Below are 19,607 nucleotides of genomic sequence, written 5' to 3'. Positions count from 1 at the left end.
TGTCTAACGGACAGTGTCCGTTAAGTTGTAGGCTCGCGCAATGGCCCAGGGCAGGCAACCTCAGGACGAATTACGCGGCCGGATGCGCGGCAGCACCGACGCACGCGCCCAGCGGACCAGGAAACGCCTGGTCAACGCGTTCCAGGAGCTCGCAGCCGAAGGAGGTGCCGATGTCACGGTCAAGGAGATCGTGACGCGGGCGGGCGTGAACAGAACGTCGTTCTACGCCCATTTCCCGGACCTCGACGCGCTGGCCGTGGCTGCCACCTCCGACCTGTTCGACGTGGTCGCGGTGGCCGACGCGGCACGCCGCCCGGGCGACCCCGCACAAGCCAGTCTTGATTCGCTCCGCGCGGTGATCGAGTATCTCGCCGAGCGGGCCACCGTCTACGAGCGGCTGCTGGGCTCCGGCGCCACACCGTTCTTCACCGCCGTCGAGGACGCGTTCACCGAGCGGAACCGCCACACCCTGCGGGGCGTTCGCGATCTTCCCCCCGAAGTGGACGTGGACGTGACGGCACGCTACGTCGCCGCCGGCGTGATGGGCGTGATCGCGCAATGGCTGCGCGACGGCCGCCCGGTGAGCGCCGAGGCGCTGGCCGTCCGCCTCCGTGACGTGCTTCCCCCCTACCTGATCGCCCGATGAATTCCCCGTCCCCTGAAGTGGAGCAACGATGCACACTGAGCAGTCCGGCGCGCGCACGCGCGCGAGCACCGCCGCATTCGCCGGCTCGGTGCTGGAGTACTACGACTTCAGCCTGTACGCCTCGGCGGCCGCGACCGTTTTCCCGAGGGTCTTCTTCCCCGGCGCGTCCCCGTTCCTGGCCACCATGCAGTCCGTGGCGACCTTCGCCGTCGCCTTCCTCGTCCGCCCGATCGGTGGTTCGATCCTCGGCAGCATCGGAGACCGGGTCGGCCGCCAGCGCGTCCTCGTCTTCACCCTGCTGCTCATGGGGTTCGCGACCGTCTGCATCGGACTCGTGCCCGGCCACGGCACGATCGGCTGGCTGGCTCCGGTCCTGCTCGTCGTGCTGCGCATCCTGCAGGGCATCGGCGCCAGCGGCGAGTTCGGCGGTGCCACGCTGGTGGCCGTCGAGTTCGCCCCGGACCGGCGGCGCGGGTTGCTGGGCTCTCTTCCCGCGGCCGGGGCTTCGTTCGGCGGCATGCTCGGGACGCTCGCGCTGCTCGCCGCGTCGTCGGCGACCACCGGCGAGCAGTTCTTCGCCTGGGGCTGGCGGATCCCGTTCCTGCTCAGCGCCGTGCTCGTCGCTTACGGGCTGTGGGTCCGGCTGCGGCTGCCGGAGACGCCCAGCTTCCGCGAAGCCGACCAGTCCGGCCACACCGCGCGGACCCCGATCCGGCACATCCTGCGGCACCAGGCCCGTTCGGTGCTGGCGATCATCGCGATCGTGACGGCGCAGACCGGGTTCGGCTACTTCTACCTCGTCTTCGTGGTCTCCTACGCCGGCACGCACGTCAGGTTCTCCCGCACCGAGACGTTCACCGGACTCCTCGTCGCGCAGATCTCATGCGGACTGCTGATCCCGGTGTTCGGCTGGCTGTCCGATGTGGTCGGCCGCCGTCCGGTCATCACCTTCGGCATGGTGGCTTCGGGTGCGCTGGCGTTCCCGTTCTTCGTCCTGCTGCAGCCGGACTGGCCGTTTGGGCTGTGGCTGGCGATGTTCCTGGGCAACGGTGTCGCGGCGTCGGCGATCGTCGCTCCGGCCGGCACGCTGGTGACCGAGCTGTTCTCGACCCAGTACCGCTACAGCGGGATGGGCCTGGCGCGCGAATTCGGCAACATGCTCGGCGCGGCCTGCATCCCGCTGCTCGCCGTGCAACTGGCCGGTGCGGACGGGGAGACGACCGCGCTCAGCGTCATGCTCGTCGTGCTCGCCCTGGTCGGCCTGACCGGGGTGGCGATCACACGCGCCGGCCACGACACCACGTCGCAGCCACGAACCCCGAGTCGGGACAGGTCAGCGCTTCCCTCAGCGGAACGCTGAGGAGGCACAGATCGGCGGGCGCCCCGGCGGTGACGCGCCGGGGCGCGCCGCCGGGGTCGGACAGCGGGGCCAGGTAGCCCTCCAGCGCGCGCTGCGCAGACACCCGTTCGGCTTGGCCCAGTCCGCGACGGGCGGCAGCTGCGATGGTGCGCCACGGGTCCACGTCCGCGAAGGGCGCGTCACTGCTGGGCGCCACCCGGAGGCCGGCGTCGAGCAGGCTGGCATAGCGGTAGAGGTCGGCGTGCTCGTCGGCGGGGATGTCCCGCCGGTACTCGGGTTCGCGCTCGGTGACGAACCCCGGCTGGGTCACCACCACGGGATTGATCTCGGCGAGCAGCGGGATCGCCTCCGCACCCACGATCGCGGCGTGCTCGATCCGGTCGCCGGGGATCGTGCCCACCTCGCTCAGCACGCCCAGCGTGACGACCAACGACTCGCGAGTGACGGCGTGGATCGCGACCGCCCGGCCCTCGGCGTGCACCCGCGCGACTTCGTCCCGCAGCGCCTCCCAGTCCGGTGGCTCGTGGTCGGGGCGCAGGATCTTCCACGGCCCCACCTCGAACCCCGGCGGTAGCCGGGCACCGGTGGGAACCCCCAGAAGGCGCACCCGCTGCGGCAACGCCGTCAGCAGGCGCACCGTGTCCTCGGACAGCCGCGGCGTCGCGTCGGTGACCCCGGTGATGCCCACCGCGGCCAACCGCCTGCCGACCACCGCGAGATCCGGCGGCGGCTGCGACCCTCGCAGCTCCTCGTCGGCGCGCCAGAGCCGCCCGTCCGGGAACCGTTCGGTCAGCCCCGCCTCGGCCAGCGCAGGGGTGTTGAGCATCCACAACGCCCCGCCACGGTGCTGCACCCGCACCGGCCGGTCCGGCACGAGCCGATCCAGCGCATGCCGGTCGAGAATCCCGGCCACGCTTTCGTGGTAGCCGATCCCCCGGACCGGTCCCGCGGCCGCGCGCAGCACCCGGGCGAGCCCGTCGAGATCACGCACCTCCGGCGGCCCGCAGCGCACCGACGACGCCGCGGCCGCGAGGGACAGCAGGTGGAGGTGGTGATCGTGCAGCCCCGGCAACAGCGCCCCGCCCCGCGCCTCGACGACCTCCTCCCCGGGCTCGGGCCGCAGGTCGCCCAGCTCCGCCACCCGCTCCACCCGGACACGGACGTCGGTCAGGCGCCCCTCGACCTCGGCCCGCCGGATCAGCACAACGCCACCGCCCGCTCGTCGCCCACGCACGCCGCGCGCTGAATCAGCACCGCGCCCCCAGCTCGGCCAGCACCCGTCCGGTGTCCGCCCCCAGCTCCGGCGCCCGCCCGGCCGGGGTGCGCGCCACCGGAGCGGCCACCTCTCCCGGCGACCCCGGCTCCCCCGGCAACTCCAGGGTGGCCGCGATCTGCTCCCGCAACGCCAGGTCCGCCAGCCACGTCCCGCCGGCCATCCGGCAGGCCACCGCGACCAGCGCCGCGTTCACCCCCGTCACCGGATCCGCGATCGCGTCCCCCACCGGCGACGGGCCCCCGGTCACCGGATCGAACGCCAGCAACCCCGCCGCCAGTGCCGCGTCGTCCCCGAACCCCGGCACGTTCGCCCACGGCCCCGTCCGCCCGTATGCGGTGATGCTGATCCACACCTTGTCCCGCGCCCGCGCCAGCACCTCGTCGGCGTCGATGCCCAGCTGCCGCAACGCCCGCGGCCGCGACCCCTCGATAACCACGTCCGCCGCCTCGACCAACCGCGCCAGCGACGCCCGCCCCTCCGGCGACCCGAAGTCCAGCGCCACCGACTCCTGCCCCGCGTGCAGCAGGTCGTAGAACTCCCGTTCCCCCGAGCGGGCACCGTCCGGACGGGACAGGCTCTCGACCTTGACCACCCGCGCCCCCGCCAGGGTCAGCAGGTGCCCGCACAACGGCCCCGCCCACAACGCCGACAGATCCACCACCAAGGTCGGCGGCAGAAATCCGTGCCGCGTCCCCGGCCCGCCAGTGAGCACGAACGGCCGCACCTCCGGCACCTGCCCACGCGCGATCAACTGCTCGTCGGGCCCCGAAGGCAGCACCGCGAACGGCAACCCGAGCAACCGGGCCCGCTCGGCCAGCTCGCTCGCCGTTCGCCGCGCGACCACCTCCTCCAGCACCGGGTCCGCATCCTCCAGCCACGCCGGGAGCAACTCCTCATCCGATGGCCGGGCCAGGTTCAGCCCCACCCAGGAGTCAGCGGCCCGCAACACCTGGAACGCCCCGCGCGGCGCTCGTGGCGCGTCCCGGCGCAACCCCATGATCGCGGCCCGCTCCGACAACACGCCCACGCCCGGCAGCGCCACCGGGCGTCCCGCCAGCGCACAGAGGGACTCGAGCGCCAGCAACGCCCCACGCACGGCGCTGGCCGCCTGGCCCGGCGGCAGCACCGGATCCCCGTCCCGGGTCCCGGTCAGCGCCATGACGCCGGAGGCCGCCCAATCCGCTGCCGAGCCCTGGTTCTCCGCCTCGCAGACCACGGACGCTCCCAGCCCGCCCAGCATCCGCGCCGCATGCCATGCCGCCGCCCCGGTGCCGGGCACGCGCAGGCGCATACCCGCCAGGGGAAGAAGTCCTCGCACCGGGACATCGTCACACACACGTCGCAGCGACACCGGTGTTCCGCGCGGCCCTCCGTCCGCTTGCGGAGGGATTCACCCGCCTGGGAAACGCTCGTTCAGACCCGGGGATGCGACCCACGAGCAGCGTGAGCTGGATCGCAGATACTCATATGTCCAATAGTCGGTCATCCTACTACTCTCGGTCGTCATGGACATCGCGAAGGTGGGCGTGGTCGGCGGCGGGCTGATGGGCGCCGGGATCGCCGAGGTGTGTGCCCGGGCAGGGCTGGACGTGGTCGTCGCGGAAGCCGGCGAGGCGGCGCTGGCGGCAGCGCGGGAGCGGATCAGCACGTCGCTGGACCGCGCGACCCGCGCGGGCAAGCTCTCTGCGGAGGACCGCGCGATCGTGGACGGCCGCCTGTCCTACACCGCGGATCTCGACGACTTCGCCGACCGGGACCTGGTGATCGAGGCGGTCGCGGAGGACGAGCGCATCAAGATCGACGTGTTCGAGCGGCTGGACAAGATCGTCCAGCGGCCGGACGCGATCCTCGCGTCGAACACGTCGTCGATCCCGATCATGAAACTGGCGGTGGCCACCGAACGGGCCGCCCAGGTGGTGGGCATCCACTTCTTCAACCCGGTTCCGGTGCTGCCGCTGGTCGAGCTCATCCCTTCGCTCCTGACCGCGGACCGGACACGCGAACGCGCGGCGGAGTTCGCATCGGAGACGCTGGGTAAGACGGTGGTGCACGCGCAGGACCGGTCCGGGTTCGTGGTCAACGCCCTGCTGGTCCCCTACCTGCTGTCGGCGATCCGCATGCTGGAGTCCGGGTTCGCCGCGGCCGAGGACATCGACAACGGCATGGTCCACGGCTGCGCCCACCCCATGGGGCCGCTGCGCCTGGCCGACCTCATCGGGCTCGACACCACGAAGGCCGTCGCCGAGTCGATGTACGCGGAGTTCAAGGAGCCGCTCTACGCTCCCCCGCCGCTGTTGCTGCGCATGGTCGACGCGGGCCTGCTCGGCCGCAAGTCCGGGCGCGGTTTCTACGACTACCGCAAGGACGCCTGATGTACCGCCTGAGGAGCACGAAGAACTCCGCGCCGCCGTACGCGCCCTGGCCGAGCGGGCAATCGCACCCCACGCCGCCGACGTCGATGAGTACGAGCGCTTCCTCTACGAAGCCCTGAAAGCACTCAACAGCGCAGGTTTCAACGCGGTGCACATCCCCGACGAGCACGAGGGTCAGGGCGCGGATGCGATCGCGGCGTGCATCGTGATCGAGGAAGTCGCGCCGGTGGACGCGTCGGCGTCGCTGACCCCGGCGGTGAACAAGCTGGGGACGCAGCCGATCATCCTTTCGGCGGGACGACTTGAAGAAGCTGGAGCTGCCGGAGATGGTCCGCGCGCACCAGCGATGCGGGACTGCCTCGTCGTTTCGGATCGTCGCCACTGGCGTACCTGGTCGGGTTCTCGAGGTGGGCGGGCCGGCGGGCACGCTGCCGGTGTTTCCTGATCCGCAGGGCGCCCTGCCTCCACGCGTCTGAACCAGTGCAGCTTGGCGCGGCCCTCGGGCTGCGCTGTTGAACCGCGAGTGCCTGGCCTGTCGTCGATGCCCGGGCATCGACGAGGCGTGGTTCAAAGTTGGCGTGCGATCCCAGGCCGAGTCAAGAGCAACCCCTTGGTCCGCTTGCCGCCCAGATAGGAGCCACAGCAGTGCAACCGTCTAGGTGTGCTACTGACGGTGGTCGGTGACAGGCTGGGCTTGGGACTTCTGTAGCAGCCTCTCATAGGAGGTTTGGCCGCCGAGGCCGCCGTGGGGTCGGTGGTAGTTGTCGTAGTCCTCCCATTCCTTGAGCTTGTCGTTGAAACCCCCGCGTCGTCGATGACCACGCCGTCGAGGAGACGGTAGAACTCTTCGGTGTCGATGCGATGGACTCAGCGCCGTTGTCGGTCTGGATTTTCTCGACTTGAAAGGGCAGCCGGGAGGGCACGTAGTCCAGGAACTGGATCGCGGTCTTCTGGTCCGACCGAGGGCAGATGCGCAGCACCCGCAGTCACGTGCAGTCGTCCATGGCGGTGTACTGGTAGTACCGCTTGCGCTTGGCGGTTCCCGTGGTGATGGGTTCGATGAACTTGACATCGATCTTAACGTGGTGGCCGGGCCGTTGCTTCTCGTAGCACTTCCAGCGCTGCTGGTGCCGCTCGAAGCGCCGCGAGGCCGGCAGCCGGTTCATGCCCAGCCGTTTGCGCCCGTTCATCGCGCCGGTCCGCCTGGTGCTGTCACTGCGCTGGCGATCGGCGACTCCGGGGCAGCGCAAGGCTTTCCTGGGTGAGCTGCCGGGCGGATCCGGACGCGGCTGGCTGCTCCGACGGCAGACGGTGCCGGTGATGGGGCTGGACCTGGAGGTCGCCCGCTGACTGTCGTCAGTGGACGGTGGCGAGGACGAGGTAGCGGTCCTCGCCGTCGTCGATGTCGTCCAGGCGCCAGCCGGCCGCGGTGAGGGCGGCGCGGATGTTCGGTTCGGCGCGGAGGTCGTCGGGGGTCAGCTCCCGGCCCTGCCGCCGCGCGAGCGCGGCCCGCCCGACGGGGTGGAACAACGCGAGGCGCCCGCCGGGCCGGCACACGCGGGCGAGTTCGCGCAGCCCCGCGACCGGGTCGGGCAGGTGCGAGACCAGCCCGGCGGCGAAGACGGCGTCCAGGGCGCCGGTTTTCAGCGGCAGGTGCAGGGCGTCGCCGAGGAGCAGCGCCGCCACGCGGTGACGCCCGCGGGCGGCTGCCTCGGCGAGCATCTCTGGCGTCACGTCGACGCCGAGGACCGTCCCGCCGGGGCCGACGGCGTCCCGCAGCTCGGGCAGGGCGCGCCCGGTGCCGCACGCGATGTCGGCGACGACCCCGCCTGCCGGCGGAGCCAGATCCGCGACGGCACGCCGGTAGCGGGGCCCGTCGTCGGGGAACTTCAGCTCCCAGGTCGCCGCGCGGGGCCCGAAGAAGGCCCGCGTCGCGGCGAGACCAGTGGGTGGCACGCTCATGGGGGAAGCTTAGAGGCCCTATCAGATTGAGTGTTTGTTGAGTCGGCGCCAGCAGATGATGCTGCAGGCGATGCTGAGGAAGGCTTGGTGGATGTCGTCGCGGATTTCCCAGCGGGTGCGCAGGCGGCGGATCCAGTGCAGCAGGGCGATGGTTTGCTCGACCACCCAGCGGTGGACACCCAGGCCGGAGCCGTGCTCGGTGCTGCGGCGGGCGAAGCGTGGCTCGATGCCTCTGGCGCGCACCAGGTTGCGGTGCTTGTCGAAGTCATAGGCGCGGTCGGCATACAAGCTGTCGGGACGACGGCGGGGCCGTCCGCGGCGGCCGCGCACCGGCGGGATGGCCTCGAGCAGCGGGGTGAGCTGGGTGATGACGTGGCGGTTCCCGCCGGTCAGGGCCACCGCCAGCGGGACCGCCGCCTTCGGTGATCACGTGGTGTTGGGAGCCGGTGCGGGCGCGGTCGACCGGGCTCGGCCCGGTTTTCGACCCCCTTTTAGCGCCCGGACATGGGAGCCGTCGATCGCCGCGCGGGACCAGTCGATCACACCGGCCCCGTTGAGCTTGACCAACAGCAGCTCGTGCAGCCGCGGCCACACTCCAGCTTCGGTCCAGTCCCGCAACCGGCGCCAACAGGCCATCCCAGAGCCGTATCCCAGCTCCTGCGGCAAGAACTCCCACGGCATCCCCGTGGACAGCACGAACAAGATCCCGCATAGCGCACGCCGGTCGTCCAGCCGCTTGCGCCCAGGATGGCGGAAGCGGCGCTCGACCTTGGGCAGCAGAGGCTCGACCAGCTCCCACAGCCCGTCCTCGACCTCCCACGGCCTGCGCTGCGCCACCAGCAACCCGCCATCACAAGATCAACAACGGGAGACATCAAACCACACCAAGATCATTCTGTTACGACCTCTAAGGCGCTGCGGCAGCGGCAAGGTCGCCACCACGCGCCGGACCACCGCCGCGACCGCTCCCCTCGAACCGTTGAAGCACCCCACCGGCAAGTCCCCAACCCACCGGCGCCCGCACCCAGCCGCGACGACCGCCCTGCGGCCCCCATCACCGGCAGCACCTCTCCCCAGACCCGCGCCCCTGGCACAGCCACCCCACAGCCGCCGTCACCCCACGAATCGACAAACCGCGACGCCCGGAGCCACCGGAGCCCGCGGCCCCTCACGAGTGGACCAACCGTGACTGCCGGTCCGAAGCCGGCCACACGTAGGGCAGGTCGTCCGGCACGCCGTCGAAGAACCGTCCGTAGTGCTCGGGATCCTTGTGCAGCAGCGCCGACTGGTGGCTGCGGTGGAAGTCCGGGTCGCCGAGCCACGGCGGCATCTCCCCGGCCTCCCGCAGCGCCTCCTCGTCCCGCGGCCGCGGCAGCCCGACCGCGCGCGCCAGGTCGTCGGTCAGCTTCACCGCGCACGTGTCGGTGCGCCCGGCCGCGCACCACACCCGGCACACCTCCAGCCCGTAGCGAGTCAGCGCCTCCTCGTAGCCGGTCCACATCTTCGCCGCCGGGTGGTGCCGCCAGCCGTAGTTCGGCACCGTCAGCGCCCGCAGCACCTGCAGCGTCTCGACGCGCTGCTTGCCGAGGCGCCGCGTGTCCAGCACCTGCGCGGTTTCGGCGAACCCCGGGTAGGGCAGGAACGTCTGCATTCAGCCCACCCGCTCGTCCGGCGTCGCCTCGTGCCCGGCCACCCCCCGCGAACGCCGCTGTCGTTTCAGTTCCGCCTCGAACAGGTGCCGCCGCCCGCCGGTCAGCTCGCGCGCCTGCCGTTCGAACGCGCGGAACGGCTGGTAGTAGGTGTCGTCGAAGTCCTCGACCACCTGGAACGTCCACCGCCCCGGCAGCACGTTGCGGCCCACCAGCTCGCGGGCGATGCGGTCGGCCAGCTCGTCGTGGCCGGCCTTGCGCAGCAGCTCGACGGCCTCGCCGACGGCGAAGTCGGTGGTTCCGGTCATGCGGTGGAACTGGTACAGGTGCCCGCGCGCGACCTCGAGGGTCTCCAGGGCCTCGGTGAGCTTGCCGACCGCCTGGACCGTCGCGCGGTCGTAGCGGTCGGCCTCGGGGTTCTCGTCGTCGAGACGCGCCTCAGTCATGCGGGCGGGATACCCACCCCGAACCGTTTCACAACCGTTGCCGGGCGAGCACGGGTTCACGTTTCGCGCGGGATACCGCCACCCCGGCCAGGCAGAGGACGCCGCCGGCCAGCGAGCGCCAGCCCGGGACCTCGCCGAGCACGGCCCACGACATCAGCACCACCACGGCCGGCACGGCGTAGGTCGTCGAGCCCATCTTCCCCGCGGTCGTGCGGGCCAGCGCGTACGCCCAGGTCGTGAAGGCGAGCGCGGTCGGGAACACGCCGAGGTAGAGCATGCTGAGTGTGGCCTCGGCGGGCGCGGTCGCGAGGTCGTCGACGAGCTGCCCGGCGAACGGCAGGCACGCGATGGCGCCGATCAGGCAGCCGAAGGTGGTGACCTGGAGCGCCGAGGCGTGCTTCAGCGCGGGTTTCTGGCTGACCACGCCACCCGCGTAGGTGATGGCCGCGAGCAGGCAGAGCACCACGCCGAGCACGGGCGCGTGACCGCGGCCGGACATCGACAGCCCCACGACGACGGCGCCGGCGAAGGAGACGGCGAGCCCCGCGAGCAGCCGCCCGGGGAAGCCCTCGCGCAGCAGCCAGCCGCCGAGCAGGGCGATCAGGATGGGGCCGACGTTGACCAGCATGGCAGCCGTGCCCGCGTCGACGAGCTGTTCGCCCCAGTTCAGGACGACCATGTAGGCGCCGAACCAGAGCACCCCCGCGGCCGCGATCCCCGGCCACGCCTCGCGTTTCGGCAGCCCCTCGCGCCGGATGACCAGGAAGACGAGGAGGGTGAGCGCGCCGGCGACGAGCCGCCCGAGCGCCAGCGCGCCCGGCGCGAAGTGCTCACCGGCCGCCCGGATGGCCACGAAGGCCGACGCCCAGAGCACGACGGTGGTGAGGGCCGCGACCATCGCGCGGCGGTCCATGCTGAGATCCACGCTCCGGACGCTATTCCTCGGACGTTTCGGTGTCCGGCGATTTTCCGCCACGGCGCCCGGCGAGCCGGTCCAGCAGGTCACGGTTCCCGGGCCACGCCTGGTCGAGCACCTCTCGTGGTACGCGCCGCGCCGCGTACCGCAAGGCCAGCGCCACGACGACGACGTCGTCGAGCGGCCCGATGACGGGCAGGAACTCGGGGATCAGGTCGACCGGCGACAGCACCCAAAGCCCCGCGAACACGATGGCGACCTTCGCCCGCCGCGGAACGCGCGGATCCTTCCGGAGCCGCCTGACGGTGACCACACAGTCCGGCAGGAAGCGCGCGAGATCCCTGGCCAGCCCCGGTGGGAGCAACGTCGCGAGGAGGATCAGCAGCACCCACGAGGCAAGCACGACCCCAGCCGCAATCAGGACGCCCGTGAGCCAGCCAGGCACTTTGCGCTCCTCCGAGTAGCCCCCAAGGGAGCCTACCCGCCTCACCCTCTGTGACCGGCCGCTCCTATAGCGCACTGTTGATCACACGCGGTCACCCACCCCCCGTGAACCGGCGTCCGCGGATGGGCTACTCTTGTGCGCACAAGAGAAGAGCAGGTCCGAGTGGCGGAATGGCAGACGCGCTAGCTTGAGGTGCTAGTGCCCGTAAAGGGCGTGGGGGTTCAAGTCCCCCCTCGGACACAGTTTCGTGGCAGATCTGCCACATCTGATGTGCCAGTGCCTGAACGCACTCCACCACCTGACTGCGGCATGTAGGCCGCGCCTGTGTGTCTCCCGGCGGTGGTCCTCGTGACCGACGCCGTGATCAAGCCGGTCATCCCGGCTACTCCTTTCCCGCGCGATGGTCATGCCGCTATCGGCATCGGGACCACCCGTCGAACGCTGCCACTTCCCACCATGCCGGTGCCGCGCACGAGCAACGTTGTGTACGGGATGGCGGCCGTGGACTGCCGGGGCCGCGTCGCCGACCGGACCGTGCTGACCGCACTGTCTTGGACGCCGGGCACCCGCCTGGACATCCGCGAAGCGCACGGACTCCTCCTCATCCGCCGCGACGACCACGGCATGTTCGGCATCACCAAGCAGGGACACCTCCGCCTGCCCGCGCACGTCCGACACCGCTGCCGGCTGGTCCCCGGCGACCGCGTCCTCCTCGTGACCGACCCCAAGCGGGAGCTGGTCATCGTCCACCCGCCCGCAGCGCTCGACGACCTCCTGGCCCAGTGCCACACCGACGTGCTGGGCGGTGATCCCGCATGACGACACCATCCTCAGCCGACCTGGATGCCGCGCGTCTGCTGTTGGCCCGAATGGGCCTATCCCCCGAGGACCTCCTCGCGACGCCCGCCGCCCGGCCACCGGTGCCCACCTTCACCGAGTACATCCCGATCGTCTCGGCTGCGGTCACCGACGGCACCCGCCGCGTCTACGGCTCCTACTGGAACCGCATCGACGCCCACTGGGGGCCACCGTCGTCTCGACGAACCCACCCCATCGGAGATCAAGCAGCTGGTCGAACATGTGAAGATCAATGTCGTACCCCGGCGCAATGCTCGCGGCGGGCGCAGCGCAGGCGAACACCTCATCGCCGCGCTGCGCTGCCTCTACCGGCACGCCGAGGACGCCCGGCTGATCGATCCGGCCGACAACCCGGCCACGAAGGTCGCCACGCCCCGCCGCCTGCCCTCCACCCGCCGCGCGGTCGCTGACACCCGACTGGCCGAGATCAATCACGTCGCCGCCACCACCGGCAACGACCCCGCCCTCGACAGCCTGATCCTGCGCCTGCACACCGAAACCGCCTGCCGCCGCGGCGGCGCACTCGCCCTCCGCCCCCAAGACCTCGACCCCGACCAATGCCTCGTCTTCCTCCGAGAGAAAGGCGAAACCGTCCGCTGGCAACCGGTGTCCCCAACCCTCATGACCCACCTCCGGCACCACGCCGACCAACGTCACGCCCCACGGGAGGGACAACTCCTTCGCTACACCGACGGCCGGCCGATCACCACTCGGCGCTACGACCACCTTTGGACCCGAATCGGCAAACACCTCCCCTGGGTCGCCACCCAGCAAATCTCCACCCACTGGCTCCGCCACACCACCCTCACCTGGGTCGAACGCAACTTCGGCTACGCCGTCGCCCGCGCCTACGCCGGACACACCAGCCAACACAACGACGCCGGCACCACAACCACCTACGTGCGGGCCAACATCCATGAAGTAGCCGCCGCGGTCGCTACCCTCACAGGAGAGCCACACCCACTCGCCTAGAGCCACGTGTGGCGTGACCCTTAGGCGTGAACTATGTACGCGACGCCGTGCTGACCTGCGGAAATATGAATCCTATAGGTCAGCGCGGGTCGTTCAGGTGTGTTGGCGCACGTTCTGGTGCGTTCAGTGCGCGCCGGTGCTCCCCACGGTGCCCCCGGGTGTCGCCGCTCGCGCCAAACAGTGCACAGGCTGCCCCCTCTGTAACGGGGAGTGTGTGAGGAGCGACTCTCGGATAGTCCTAGTTGACCATGCTCCGTGCAGCTGACACCGCCCGCGGTGTTAGCGAGGTGGGCACGGAACGAACGATCGGAAATGGCTGTGCCCGTCCCCGCGCTGGATGACGCGACAGGCTACCTACCTGTCGGTCGTCATCACTGCACCATCGAAGAATTCCGGAGCGCGTTCGTGGACGGCGACCAGTTCACTAGAACCCAGCGTAGGAAGGAGATCTGGACACACTGGGAACGGGCCAAGGTCGTGCTAGGCCGTCTGGTGCCGGTCTACGCTGCTTGGATTAGCGGCAGCTACGTCAGCTCGAAGCCCGAACCCGACGATATGGACATCGTTTTCGTCATCGATGGACCCGCCGCAGAACGCCTCGCCGCGGATGAACCCACCAGGGCCCAGTACCTCACTGCGTTTGCTCAAGGGAAGAGGTTTCACCAGCCCGCCGGACGACGCCTGGACACCTACCTCGTGCAGTGGCGGCCGATCCTCAAGCCGGGGCCGACCATGACCGATGATGAAGTCAGCTACTACCAGTCTCGCGGCCACTGGGACGACTTCTGGCAGCGTTGCCGAGCTGGAGCGAAGGACGGCCCCATCGTCGTTGCGGATACCATCCCGCAGCGTGGTTACCTGGAGGTGAAGCTCGATGACTACCCCAGATAGCTCGTTCGAGAGCTTCAGCTCCCCCGCAGAGTTCTTCTCGGGTGTCGACCTCAGCTCAGTTCCCGCCTGGGAAACCGCGAACGAGCTGGCCGCCATCAGCATCGCCGCCTTTGCGGCTCCACAAGACGGCGACCAACAGTCCCGAGGGGTCATCCGGCTTCACGGCGACGCGGTCCAGAACCACTCCGTACCGGTCCGGACCACCATCCGAGTGCTCGGCGCACTGCAAGACCTTGTCGCTGCGGTGGCGACCGCGCTTCGCGGTGAGCCTGCCGGGTTGCGCGGCCGAATACCGGAAGTCGCCCGTGCAGCCACCGAACTGAGGTTGGTTGCGGAACCACTCCCCGGTTCACTCGTGTTGAAACTTGCGGCCGGGCCAACTGACACTGCGAGCGACCCCCGACCGGCGTTGTGGCCCGAGGCGACACTGGCCGACCGCAGCATGCATCGGCTCATCGACCTGATTCGCGAAGCCGATCCGCTCGACCGCGAGCAACTGTTGAGTGAACTGCGCCCGCTAGGGCCGCGTGTCGCACGCCAACTGGTGAAACTTGCGGAGGCCGTGATTGATGACCACGTCCTACTCGACCTCTCGTGGCATGAGGCCGGCCGGGCAACCGATCGCGCCGCCGTACGCCGCTCAACCGCAGTGGCGTTGCGAGACGCAATCACCGAAGCAAGGGTGGACGTCGATCGTACGACCCTCGTTGGTGTGTTGCAGACCGTAAGTCAGGTGCGAGCGCTCGACCTCCTACTGAACAACGGCGACAGGATTACCCTGGAAGCGAGTGACGACGTGCGTGCCGATCTTGGCCCCATGTACAACCACCGGGTTGAGGTGCTTGCCGAAGTTCGCGTACGAACGTCCGGGACCGGTCAGGACCGCGCGCGGTACCAGCTGATCTCGGTGCGCTCACTTGAAGAAGACGGCTAGCGCGTTGGTATCGTCGCGACCTGTGAGCGCTCGTTTTCGTGTCGATCTCCTGTAAAGCCCTAAGCGGATCGGTGCGTCGCATCTGCCGCTAGTTCGCCCCGGCGTCCGGTCAACCGGTACACAAGCGCAAGGAAGCAGCGCTTTACCTCGACGCGGTCGCCTACCTGACGCCGAGGGTCAGGCCACGCTCGAGACACGCCCCGAGCATCTCGTCGTCTAGGTCATCACCTGCGAGCTGATCCCACTGTCCTGCCTCCCACGACCGGAACAAGCCACCGCGTAGCCTCAGCGCGTGGCCGACCGACACCTCATCGACGTACACGTACTCCTCGTCGACAACGGCAACCTCCTGCTCACCCGCCGCCGCGACACCAACCCCGCCTTTGACGGCAAGTGGCACCTGCCCTCCGGCAAACTCGACGCCGGCGAATCCGTCCTGCACGCCGCAGCACGAGAAGCCGAAGAAGAGGTCGGCGTCCTCATCGACCCCGAGGACCTGCAGCACGTCCACACGCTTCACGTCAACGGATCAGGTGTGGAGCCTCGCCTCGGGCTGTTCTTCCTCGCCACCCGCTGGACCGGTGAAACGGTCAACCGGGAACCCGACAAGTGCTCTGCCATCGACTGGTTCCCGCTCGACAACCTACCCACTGACCTGATCAGCTACCCCGCTGCCGGGATCCACGCCTACCTCACCGGACAACCCTTCGCCATCCTCGGCTGGCCTGCGACCGAGGCTCCTGCCGCCATGCTCAGCTGACACCGCAGCCGTCAGGTGAGTTGGCCCTCGAACCAGGCGCGTAGATCATCGAGAGTGGGGCCGACCTTCTGTCCTGCGAGGTGGTCGACGTACGCCTGGCGAAGCTGGAGCTGCCCCGATCGCTCCTCGTCCACGGCTGGAAGGTGTACCTCGTGAAGCCATCGCACGCCTCCAAAGTGGTCGAACGCCAGCGGGAAGGACATCGGGAACCTCATCGCGCCCTTCGGTTCCATGAGTGCGAGTAGCTGGTGGACCTCGCGGTTGGTGGCGTACCGGGCGCCGTCGACAAGGCCCTCGACCGATGACCGTGCTGCTTCGTATCCTGCGAGGTACGGCTGGGTCGGGGTCAGTTTGCCGTTTCTCCTCTCCGGCATACCGCGGCAGAAGTCGTCCAGCCCCCGCGCCCACATGAGGAATTCCACTGCGGGCCCGCGGATGATGTGCGCGACCTCCTCGCGCCCGTTGAGGTCGTCGAACTTCATGCCGTCCAACTGACTGAACACGTCCCGCCACCGGTCGTGCGCCAACTGCAGCACCCGCAGGGTGCCGCGCGCCTTCGCGTAGTCGAACGCGTTGCTCATCCTCAGCGGCCGGCCGTCAGCTGATGTTGTTGCGGCGTTCGAGGAGGACGGTGTCGTGCCAGGTGCCGTCGCGCTGGGCGATGCGTTCGCGGATGCCGATGGTGCGGTAGCCGGCGGAGTGGTGCAGGGCGAGGCTGGCGCGGTTTTCGGTGAAGATGGAGGTTTGCAGGGTCCAGTAGCCGGCCTCGTCGAGGGCGATGACTTGCTGGCGGATGAGGGCTTTGCCGATACCGCGGCCGCGGTAGCCGTCGGCGACGTAGATCGAGGTTTCGGCGACGCCGGAGTAGCACTCGCGTGTGGAGACCGGCGTGGCGGCGGCCCAGCCGACGACGGTGCCGTCGATCTCGGCGACCCAGCGCTGTCCGGCGATCCATTTCGCGTCGAGGGTGGCGCGGCTGGGGACGGTGGTTTCGAAGGTGGCGATGCCGGTGTTCATGCCTTCGCCGTAGATGCGGCGGACCGCGGGCCAGTCCTCGTCGCGCAGGGCCCGGACGGTGACGTCTGCGGGCACGTCTTCCGGGCAGCACGGACGCGGCGCGAGCAGCCCCATGACCGCGTCGGCGGCGTGCGGGAGGCCGGCGCAGCAGGCCGCGTTGACCGTGACGATGGTGGCGGTGCCCTCCTTGCGGACCTGCACGAACCCGACGTCGGCGAGCTTGCGCACGTGGTGCGAGCACGTGGACTGGCTGATCCCGAGCAGCTCGGTCAGGGCGCCGACGGTGATCCCGCGGGGCGCGGTGGCCACCGCGTGCAGCAGCCGCACCCGGGTCGGTTCGGCCAGGCAGGCGAACCAGTCGGCGTAGGTGGCGGCTTCCCCGTCCGGCAGAACCTGGGCCTGGGGCGCGACAGTCGTGGTCATGCCCCCGAGTGTATCGACCCGAATCGATGGTTGCATCAATCGACACCGGTCGATAGAGTCTGCCGCAACGGTGCTCAATCGAGCTGGATCGATGAAAGGGGTCGGGATGAGCGAGCTGCCCGTCGTGGTGGTGGGGGCCGGGCCGATCGGGCTCGCGGCCGCTGCCGAGTTGCTGGAGCGGGGTCTGGAGCCGCTGGTGCTGGAGCGTGGTCCGCAGGCGGGGGCGTCGGTGGCGCAGTGGAACCACGTGCGCTTGTTCTCGCAGTGGTCGGAGCTGGTGGACCCGGCGGCCGGCCGGCTACTGGAAGCCGCCGGCTGGGAACGCCCCGCCGCCGACGAGTATCCGACCGGGCAGGACTGGGTCGCGCGCTACCTCGCCCCGCTGGCCGCCGCGCTGGGCGAGCGTGTCCGGTTCGGCGCCGAGGTGGTGGGGGTGGCCCGCCGTGGCCGGGACCGCGTGGTCGACCACGGGCGCGACACTGAGCCGCTGACGGTGCACGTCTGCCACACCGACGGGCGCGAGGAACTGATCACCGCGCGGGCGGTGGTCGACGCCTCCGGGACGTGGACCAACCCGAACCCGCTGGGCGGCGACGGTCTGCCGGCCCTGGGCGAGCGGGCTGCTACCGACCGCATCACCTACCAGGTGCCGGATCTGCAGGACCCGGCCGTGCGCGTCCGGTTCGCCGGCAAGCACGTCGCTGTCGCGGGCAGCGGACACTCCGCGCTCACGGCGCTGGTCGCGCTCACCGGTGTGGAGGGGACGCGGATCAGCTGGATCCTGCGCCGCCGCTCGGTGGGCAACACCTTCGGCGGCGGCGAGGCCGACCAGCTCCCGGCACGCGGCGCGCTCGGGCTGCGCGCGAAGGAGGCCGTGGACGCCGGGCTGGTGCAGGTGGTCGCCGGGTTCCGCACCGAGGCGGTGGAGCGCGACGAGCAGGGGCTGCTGGTGTTGCGCGCACCGGACGGCCGCACGGTCCGGGCTGTAGACGAGGTCGTCGTGGTGACCGGGTTCCGGCCGGACCTGTCCTGGCTGTCGGAGCTGCGGCTGGAGCTGGATGCCACGCTGCAGGCGCCGGTCGCGCTCGCGCCGTTGATCGACCCGAACGTGCACTCCTGCGGCACCGTCTACCCGCACGGCGCGAAGGAACTCGCGCACCCCGAGCCGAACGTCTACCTGGCCGGGATGAAGAGCTACGGCCGCGCCCCGACGTTCCTCGCCATGACCGGCTACGAGCAGGTCCGCTCGATCGCCGCCGCACTGGCCGGGGACCACGAGGCGGTCGGCCGCGTGGAGCTGGTGCTCGCCGAGACCGGGGTGTGCGGCGGGGCGGGCCTGTTCGACGAGCCCGCTGCCGACGCCTCTTCGGGCGGGTGCTGCGGCGCCCCGGCCGAGCCGGAGCTGATTTCGCTGTCCGCCCCCTCGACGGACCGGTGACGGTCGATGCGTCCGCGCAGCCCGGTTTCCTGTCGAGGGCCGGGCTGCGCCGGGTCCTGGTGACCTTGTGCGTCACCGAGATCACCAGCTGGGGCGTGCTCTACTACGCCTTCCCCGTGCTGGCCACCGACATCGCGAGGGCCACCGGGTGGTCGCCGAGCTGGATCACCGCGGGTTTCTCGGGTGGTCAGCTGGTCGCCGCGCTCGCCGGCATTCCGGTGGGTCGGTGGCTGGACCGGCACGGGCCGCGGTGGCTGATGACCGGCGGCTCGGTCCTCGCGGTGCCCGCGGTGGTGGCGATCGCGACCGCGCAGAACCTCGCCTGGTTCGTCGCGGCGTGGCTGCTGGCCGGGGTGGCGATGGGCGCGACGCTGTACCCGCCGGCGTTCGCCGCACTGACCCGCTGGTACGGGCCTCGCCGGGTGGGCGCGTTGACCATCGTGACCCTGGTGGCGGGGCTGGCGTCGACGGTGTTCGCCCCGTTGACCGCCGCGCTGGCCTCCCATCTGGACTGGCGGCAGACCTACCTCGTGCTCGCCGTCGTCCTGGCGGTGATCACGATCCCGGGCCACGTGTGGGGGTTGCGGGGGCACTGGCCGGATCCCGAACCGCACGAGCACCCCGAGCACGCGGAGCACACCGATCCTGGACGCATCGCGCGCAGCCGCGCGTTTGTGGCGCTGGTGCTGGCGTTGAGTCTGTCGGCGTTCGCCGCGTTCGCGGTGGTGATCAACCTGGTGCCGTTGCTCACCGAGCGCGGGCTCAGCCCGGGTGCCGCCGCGGTCGCGCTTGGCCTCGGCGGGGCTGGGCAGGTGCTGGGCCGCCTCGGTTACACGACCTTCACCCGCCACACCAGCGTCCGTGTCCGCACCGCGATCATTCTCGCCGCGGTGGCGGCCACCACGGCGGTGCTGGGCCTGCTGACCACGGCAGCCGCGCTCGTCATCGCGGCCGTGGTCGCCGGGATGGCCCGCGGCGTGTTCACACTGTTGCAGGCCACCGCGATCACCGACCGGTGGGGAGCGGTCCACTATGGACGGCTCACGGGGCTGCTGTCCGCGCCGCTGACGATCACGATGTCGCTCGCCCCGTGGGCGGGCGCCGCGATCGCCACCGGGCTGGGCGGCTACGCGCCCACGTTCCTCGTGCTGGCCCTCATCGCGGCGGCGGCCGTGGTGTTCTCCCTCGCGAGCATCCCCCGCCGGTCTGCCCGGTAGCTGCTTTTCTCAACTCGTTGTAGTG

At 70.4% G+C, this 19,607-nt stretch carries 21 protein-coding genes, 1 tRNA gene and 2 pseudogenes; 13 read left to right on the top strand and 11 right to left on the bottom strand.

Features of this window, described 5'->3' with window-relative positions; translation table 11 throughout:
- Window positions 1-40 precede the first annotated feature (40 nt).
- Together AMETH_RS15865 and AMETH_RS15860 are read left to right on the top strand one after the other, a co-directional pair.
- Window positions 41-646 carry a TetR/AcrR family transcriptional regulator gene (locus AMETH_RS15865; RefSeq protein WP_081617755.1) on the top strand — a complete coding sequence of 202 codons (606 nt, stop codon included), beginning with the start codon at window positions 41-43 and terminating at the stop codon, window positions 644-646.
- 28 nt (window positions 647-674) lie between these two features.
- Window positions 675-2,006, top strand: a complete 1,332-nt coding sequence (locus AMETH_RS15860) for an MFS transporter (RefSeq protein ID WP_017987857.1) — start codon at window positions 675-677, stop codon at window positions 2,004-2,006.
- Here the strand turns inward: AMETH_RS15860 and AMETH_RS15855 are convergent.
- Window positions 1,924-3,210 carry an amidohydrolase family protein gene (locus tag AMETH_RS15855; RefSeq protein WP_017987856.1) on the bottom strand — a complete coding sequence of 429 codons (1,287 nt, stop codon included), beginning with the start codon at window positions 3,208-3,210 and terminating at the stop codon, window positions 1,924-1,926. The two genes, AMETH_RS15860 and AMETH_RS15855, sit on opposite strands and share 83 nt — an antisense overlap.
- A 43-nt stretch (window positions 3,211-3,253) precedes the next feature.
- Complete coding sequence (locus AMETH_RS15850; RefSeq protein ID WP_017987855.1) at window positions 3,254-4,573, bottom strand: CoA transferase; 1,320 nt, start codon at window positions 4,571-4,573, stop codon at window positions 3,254-3,256.
- A gap of 214 nt (window positions 4,574-4,787) precedes the next feature.
- Between AMETH_RS15850 and AMETH_RS15845 the strand changes: the two genes are divergently transcribed.
- Together AMETH_RS15845 and AMETH_RS37990 are read left to right on the top strand one after the other, a co-directional pair.
- Complete coding sequence (locus tag AMETH_RS15845; RefSeq protein ID WP_017987854.1) at window positions 4,788-5,654, top strand: 3-hydroxybutyryl-CoA dehydrogenase; 867 nt, start codon at window positions 4,788-4,790, stop codon at window positions 5,652-5,654.
- Between the two features lie 46 nt (window positions 5,655-5,700).
- A pseudogene (locus tag AMETH_RS37990) lies at window positions 5,701-6,025 on the top strand (acyl-CoA dehydrogenase family protein); the annotation flags it as partial.
- Window positions 6,026-6,640: 615 nt separating this feature from the next.
- On the opposite strand, the gene AMETH_RS35785 reads toward AMETH_RS37990, so the two are convergent.
- Window positions 6,641-6,820 carry a hypothetical protein gene (locus AMETH_RS35785; RefSeq protein ID WP_085929453.1) on the bottom strand — a complete coding sequence of 60 codons (180 nt, stop codon included), beginning with the start codon at window positions 6,818-6,820 and terminating at the stop codon, window positions 6,641-6,643.
- Between AMETH_RS35785 and AMETH_RS37985 the strand changes: the two genes are divergently transcribed.
- Window positions 6,819-7,004: a hypothetical protein gene (locus AMETH_RS37985; RefSeq protein ID WP_156131667.1), complete on the top strand. Its 186-nt coding sequence runs from the start codon at window positions 6,819-6,821 to the stop codon at window positions 7,002-7,004. The two genes, AMETH_RS35785 and AMETH_RS37985, sit on opposite strands and share 2 nt — an antisense overlap.
- Window positions 7,005-7,010: 6 nt before the next feature.
- On the opposite strand, the gene AMETH_RS15835 is transcribed toward AMETH_RS37985, so the two are convergent.
- The 6 genes and pseudogenes from AMETH_RS15835 to AMETH_RS15805 all read right to left on the bottom strand — a co-directional run bounded on the left by AMETH_RS15835 (window position 7,011) and on the right by AMETH_RS15805 (window position 11,072).
- A complete protein-coding gene (locus AMETH_RS15835; RefSeq protein WP_017987850.1) occupies window positions 7,011-7,616 on the bottom strand; it encodes a class I SAM-dependent methyltransferase in 606 nt (201 codons plus the stop codon).
- 21 nt (window positions 7,617-7,637) lie between these two features.
- Window positions 7,638-8,453 (bottom strand): annotated as a pseudogene (locus AMETH_RS36830) (IS5 family transposase).
- Between the two features lie 331 nt (window positions 8,454-8,784).
- Window positions 8,785-9,267 carry an MSMEG_6728 family protein gene (locus tag AMETH_RS15820; protein WP_017987847.1) on the bottom strand — a complete coding sequence of 161 codons (483 nt, stop codon included), beginning with the start codon at window positions 9,265-9,267 and terminating at the stop codon, window positions 8,785-8,787.
- Window positions 9,268-9,711 (bottom strand): hypothetical protein, encoded by a 444-nt coding sequence (locus tag AMETH_RS15815; RefSeq protein ID WP_017987846.1) that lies wholly within the window; start codon window positions 9,709-9,711, stop codon window positions 9,268-9,270.
- A 28-nt stretch (window positions 9,712-9,739) separates the two neighbouring features.
- Entirely contained in the window at window positions 9,740-10,624 is an 885-nt protein-coding gene (locus AMETH_RS15810) for a DMT family transporter (RefSeq protein WP_017987845.1), read from the bottom strand.
- 22 nt (window positions 10,625-10,646) lie between these two features.
- Window positions 10,647-11,072, bottom strand: coding sequence for a YkvA family protein (locus tag AMETH_RS15805; protein WP_017987844.1), 426 nt, complete (start codon window positions 11,070-11,072; stop codon window positions 10,647-10,649).
- Window positions 11,073-11,228: 156 nt separating this feature from the next.
- Between AMETH_RS15805 and AMETH_RS15800 the strand changes: the two genes are divergently transcribed.
- From AMETH_RS15800 to AMETH_RS15775, 6 genes are all read left to right on the top strand, one after another.
- Window positions 11,229-11,312, top strand: a tRNA-Leu gene (locus AMETH_RS15800).
- Between the two features lie 108 nt (window positions 11,313-11,420).
- On the top strand, window positions 11,421-11,891 hold the full coding sequence (locus AMETH_RS15795; RefSeq protein ID WP_223843160.1) for an AbrB/MazE/SpoVT family DNA-binding domain-containing protein: 471 nt from the start codon (window positions 11,421-11,423) through the stop codon (window positions 11,889-11,891).
- Window positions 11,892-12,152: 261 nt separating this feature from the next.
- Window positions 12,153-12,902, top strand: a complete 750-nt coding sequence (locus AMETH_RS15790; protein WP_017987842.1) for a tyrosine-type recombinase/integrase — start codon at window positions 12,153-12,155, stop codon at window positions 12,900-12,902.
- Between the two features lie 312 nt (window positions 12,903-13,214).
- Window positions 13,215-13,793, top strand: coding sequence for a DUF6932 family protein (locus tag AMETH_RS15785; RefSeq protein ID WP_026153961.1), 579 nt, complete (start codon window positions 13,215-13,217; stop codon window positions 13,791-13,793).
- Window positions 13,777-14,727: a hypothetical protein gene (locus AMETH_RS15780; RefSeq protein WP_017987840.1), complete on the top strand. Its 951-nt coding sequence runs from the start codon at window positions 13,777-13,779 to the stop codon at window positions 14,725-14,727. Before AMETH_RS15785 ends, AMETH_RS15780 begins: the two co-directional genes overlap by 17 nt.
- 292 nt (window positions 14,728-15,019) lie before the next feature.
- Window positions 15,020-15,487 (top strand): NUDIX hydrolase, encoded by a 468-nt coding sequence (locus tag AMETH_RS15775; RefSeq protein WP_026153960.1) that lies wholly within the window; start codon window positions 15,020-15,022, stop codon window positions 15,485-15,487.
- Between the two features lie 11 nt (window positions 15,488-15,498).
- On the opposite strand, the gene AMETH_RS15770 is transcribed toward AMETH_RS15775, so the two are convergent.
- Window positions 15,499-16,068 carry a hypothetical protein gene (locus AMETH_RS15770; RefSeq protein WP_017987837.1) on the bottom strand — a complete coding sequence of 190 codons (570 nt, stop codon included), beginning with the start codon at window positions 16,066-16,068 and terminating at the stop codon, window positions 15,499-15,501.
- Between the two features lie 16 nt (window positions 16,069-16,084).
- Complete coding sequence (locus AMETH_RS15765; protein WP_017987836.1) at window positions 16,085-16,927, bottom strand: helix-turn-helix domain-containing GNAT family N-acetyltransferase; 843 nt, start codon at window positions 16,925-16,927, stop codon at window positions 16,085-16,087.
- A 106-nt stretch (window positions 16,928-17,033) separates the two neighbouring features.
- On the opposite strand from AMETH_RS15765, the gene AMETH_RS15760 reads away from it, so the two are divergent.
- Complete coding sequence (locus AMETH_RS15760; RefSeq protein ID WP_017987835.1) at window positions 17,034-18,365, top strand: FAD-dependent oxidoreductase; 1,332 nt, start codon at window positions 17,034-17,036, stop codon at window positions 18,363-18,365.
- Window positions 18,362-19,582 (top strand): MFS transporter, encoded by a 1,221-nt coding sequence (locus tag AMETH_RS15755; protein WP_017987834.1) that lies wholly within the window; start codon window positions 18,362-18,364, stop codon window positions 19,580-19,582. The genes AMETH_RS15760 and AMETH_RS15755 overlap by 4 nt, the downstream gene beginning before the upstream one ends.
- Window positions 19,583-19,607 lie beyond the last annotated feature (25 nt).

This window comes from Amycolatopsis methanolica 239, assembly GCF_000739085.1.
GTDB classification, from domain to species: Bacteria; Actinomycetota; Actinomycetes; order Mycobacteriales; family Pseudonocardiaceae; genus Amycolatopsis_E; species Amycolatopsis_E methanolica.
Note: the sequence above shows the minus strand (reverse complement) of the source record. Positions and strands in the feature narration are given on the sequence as shown.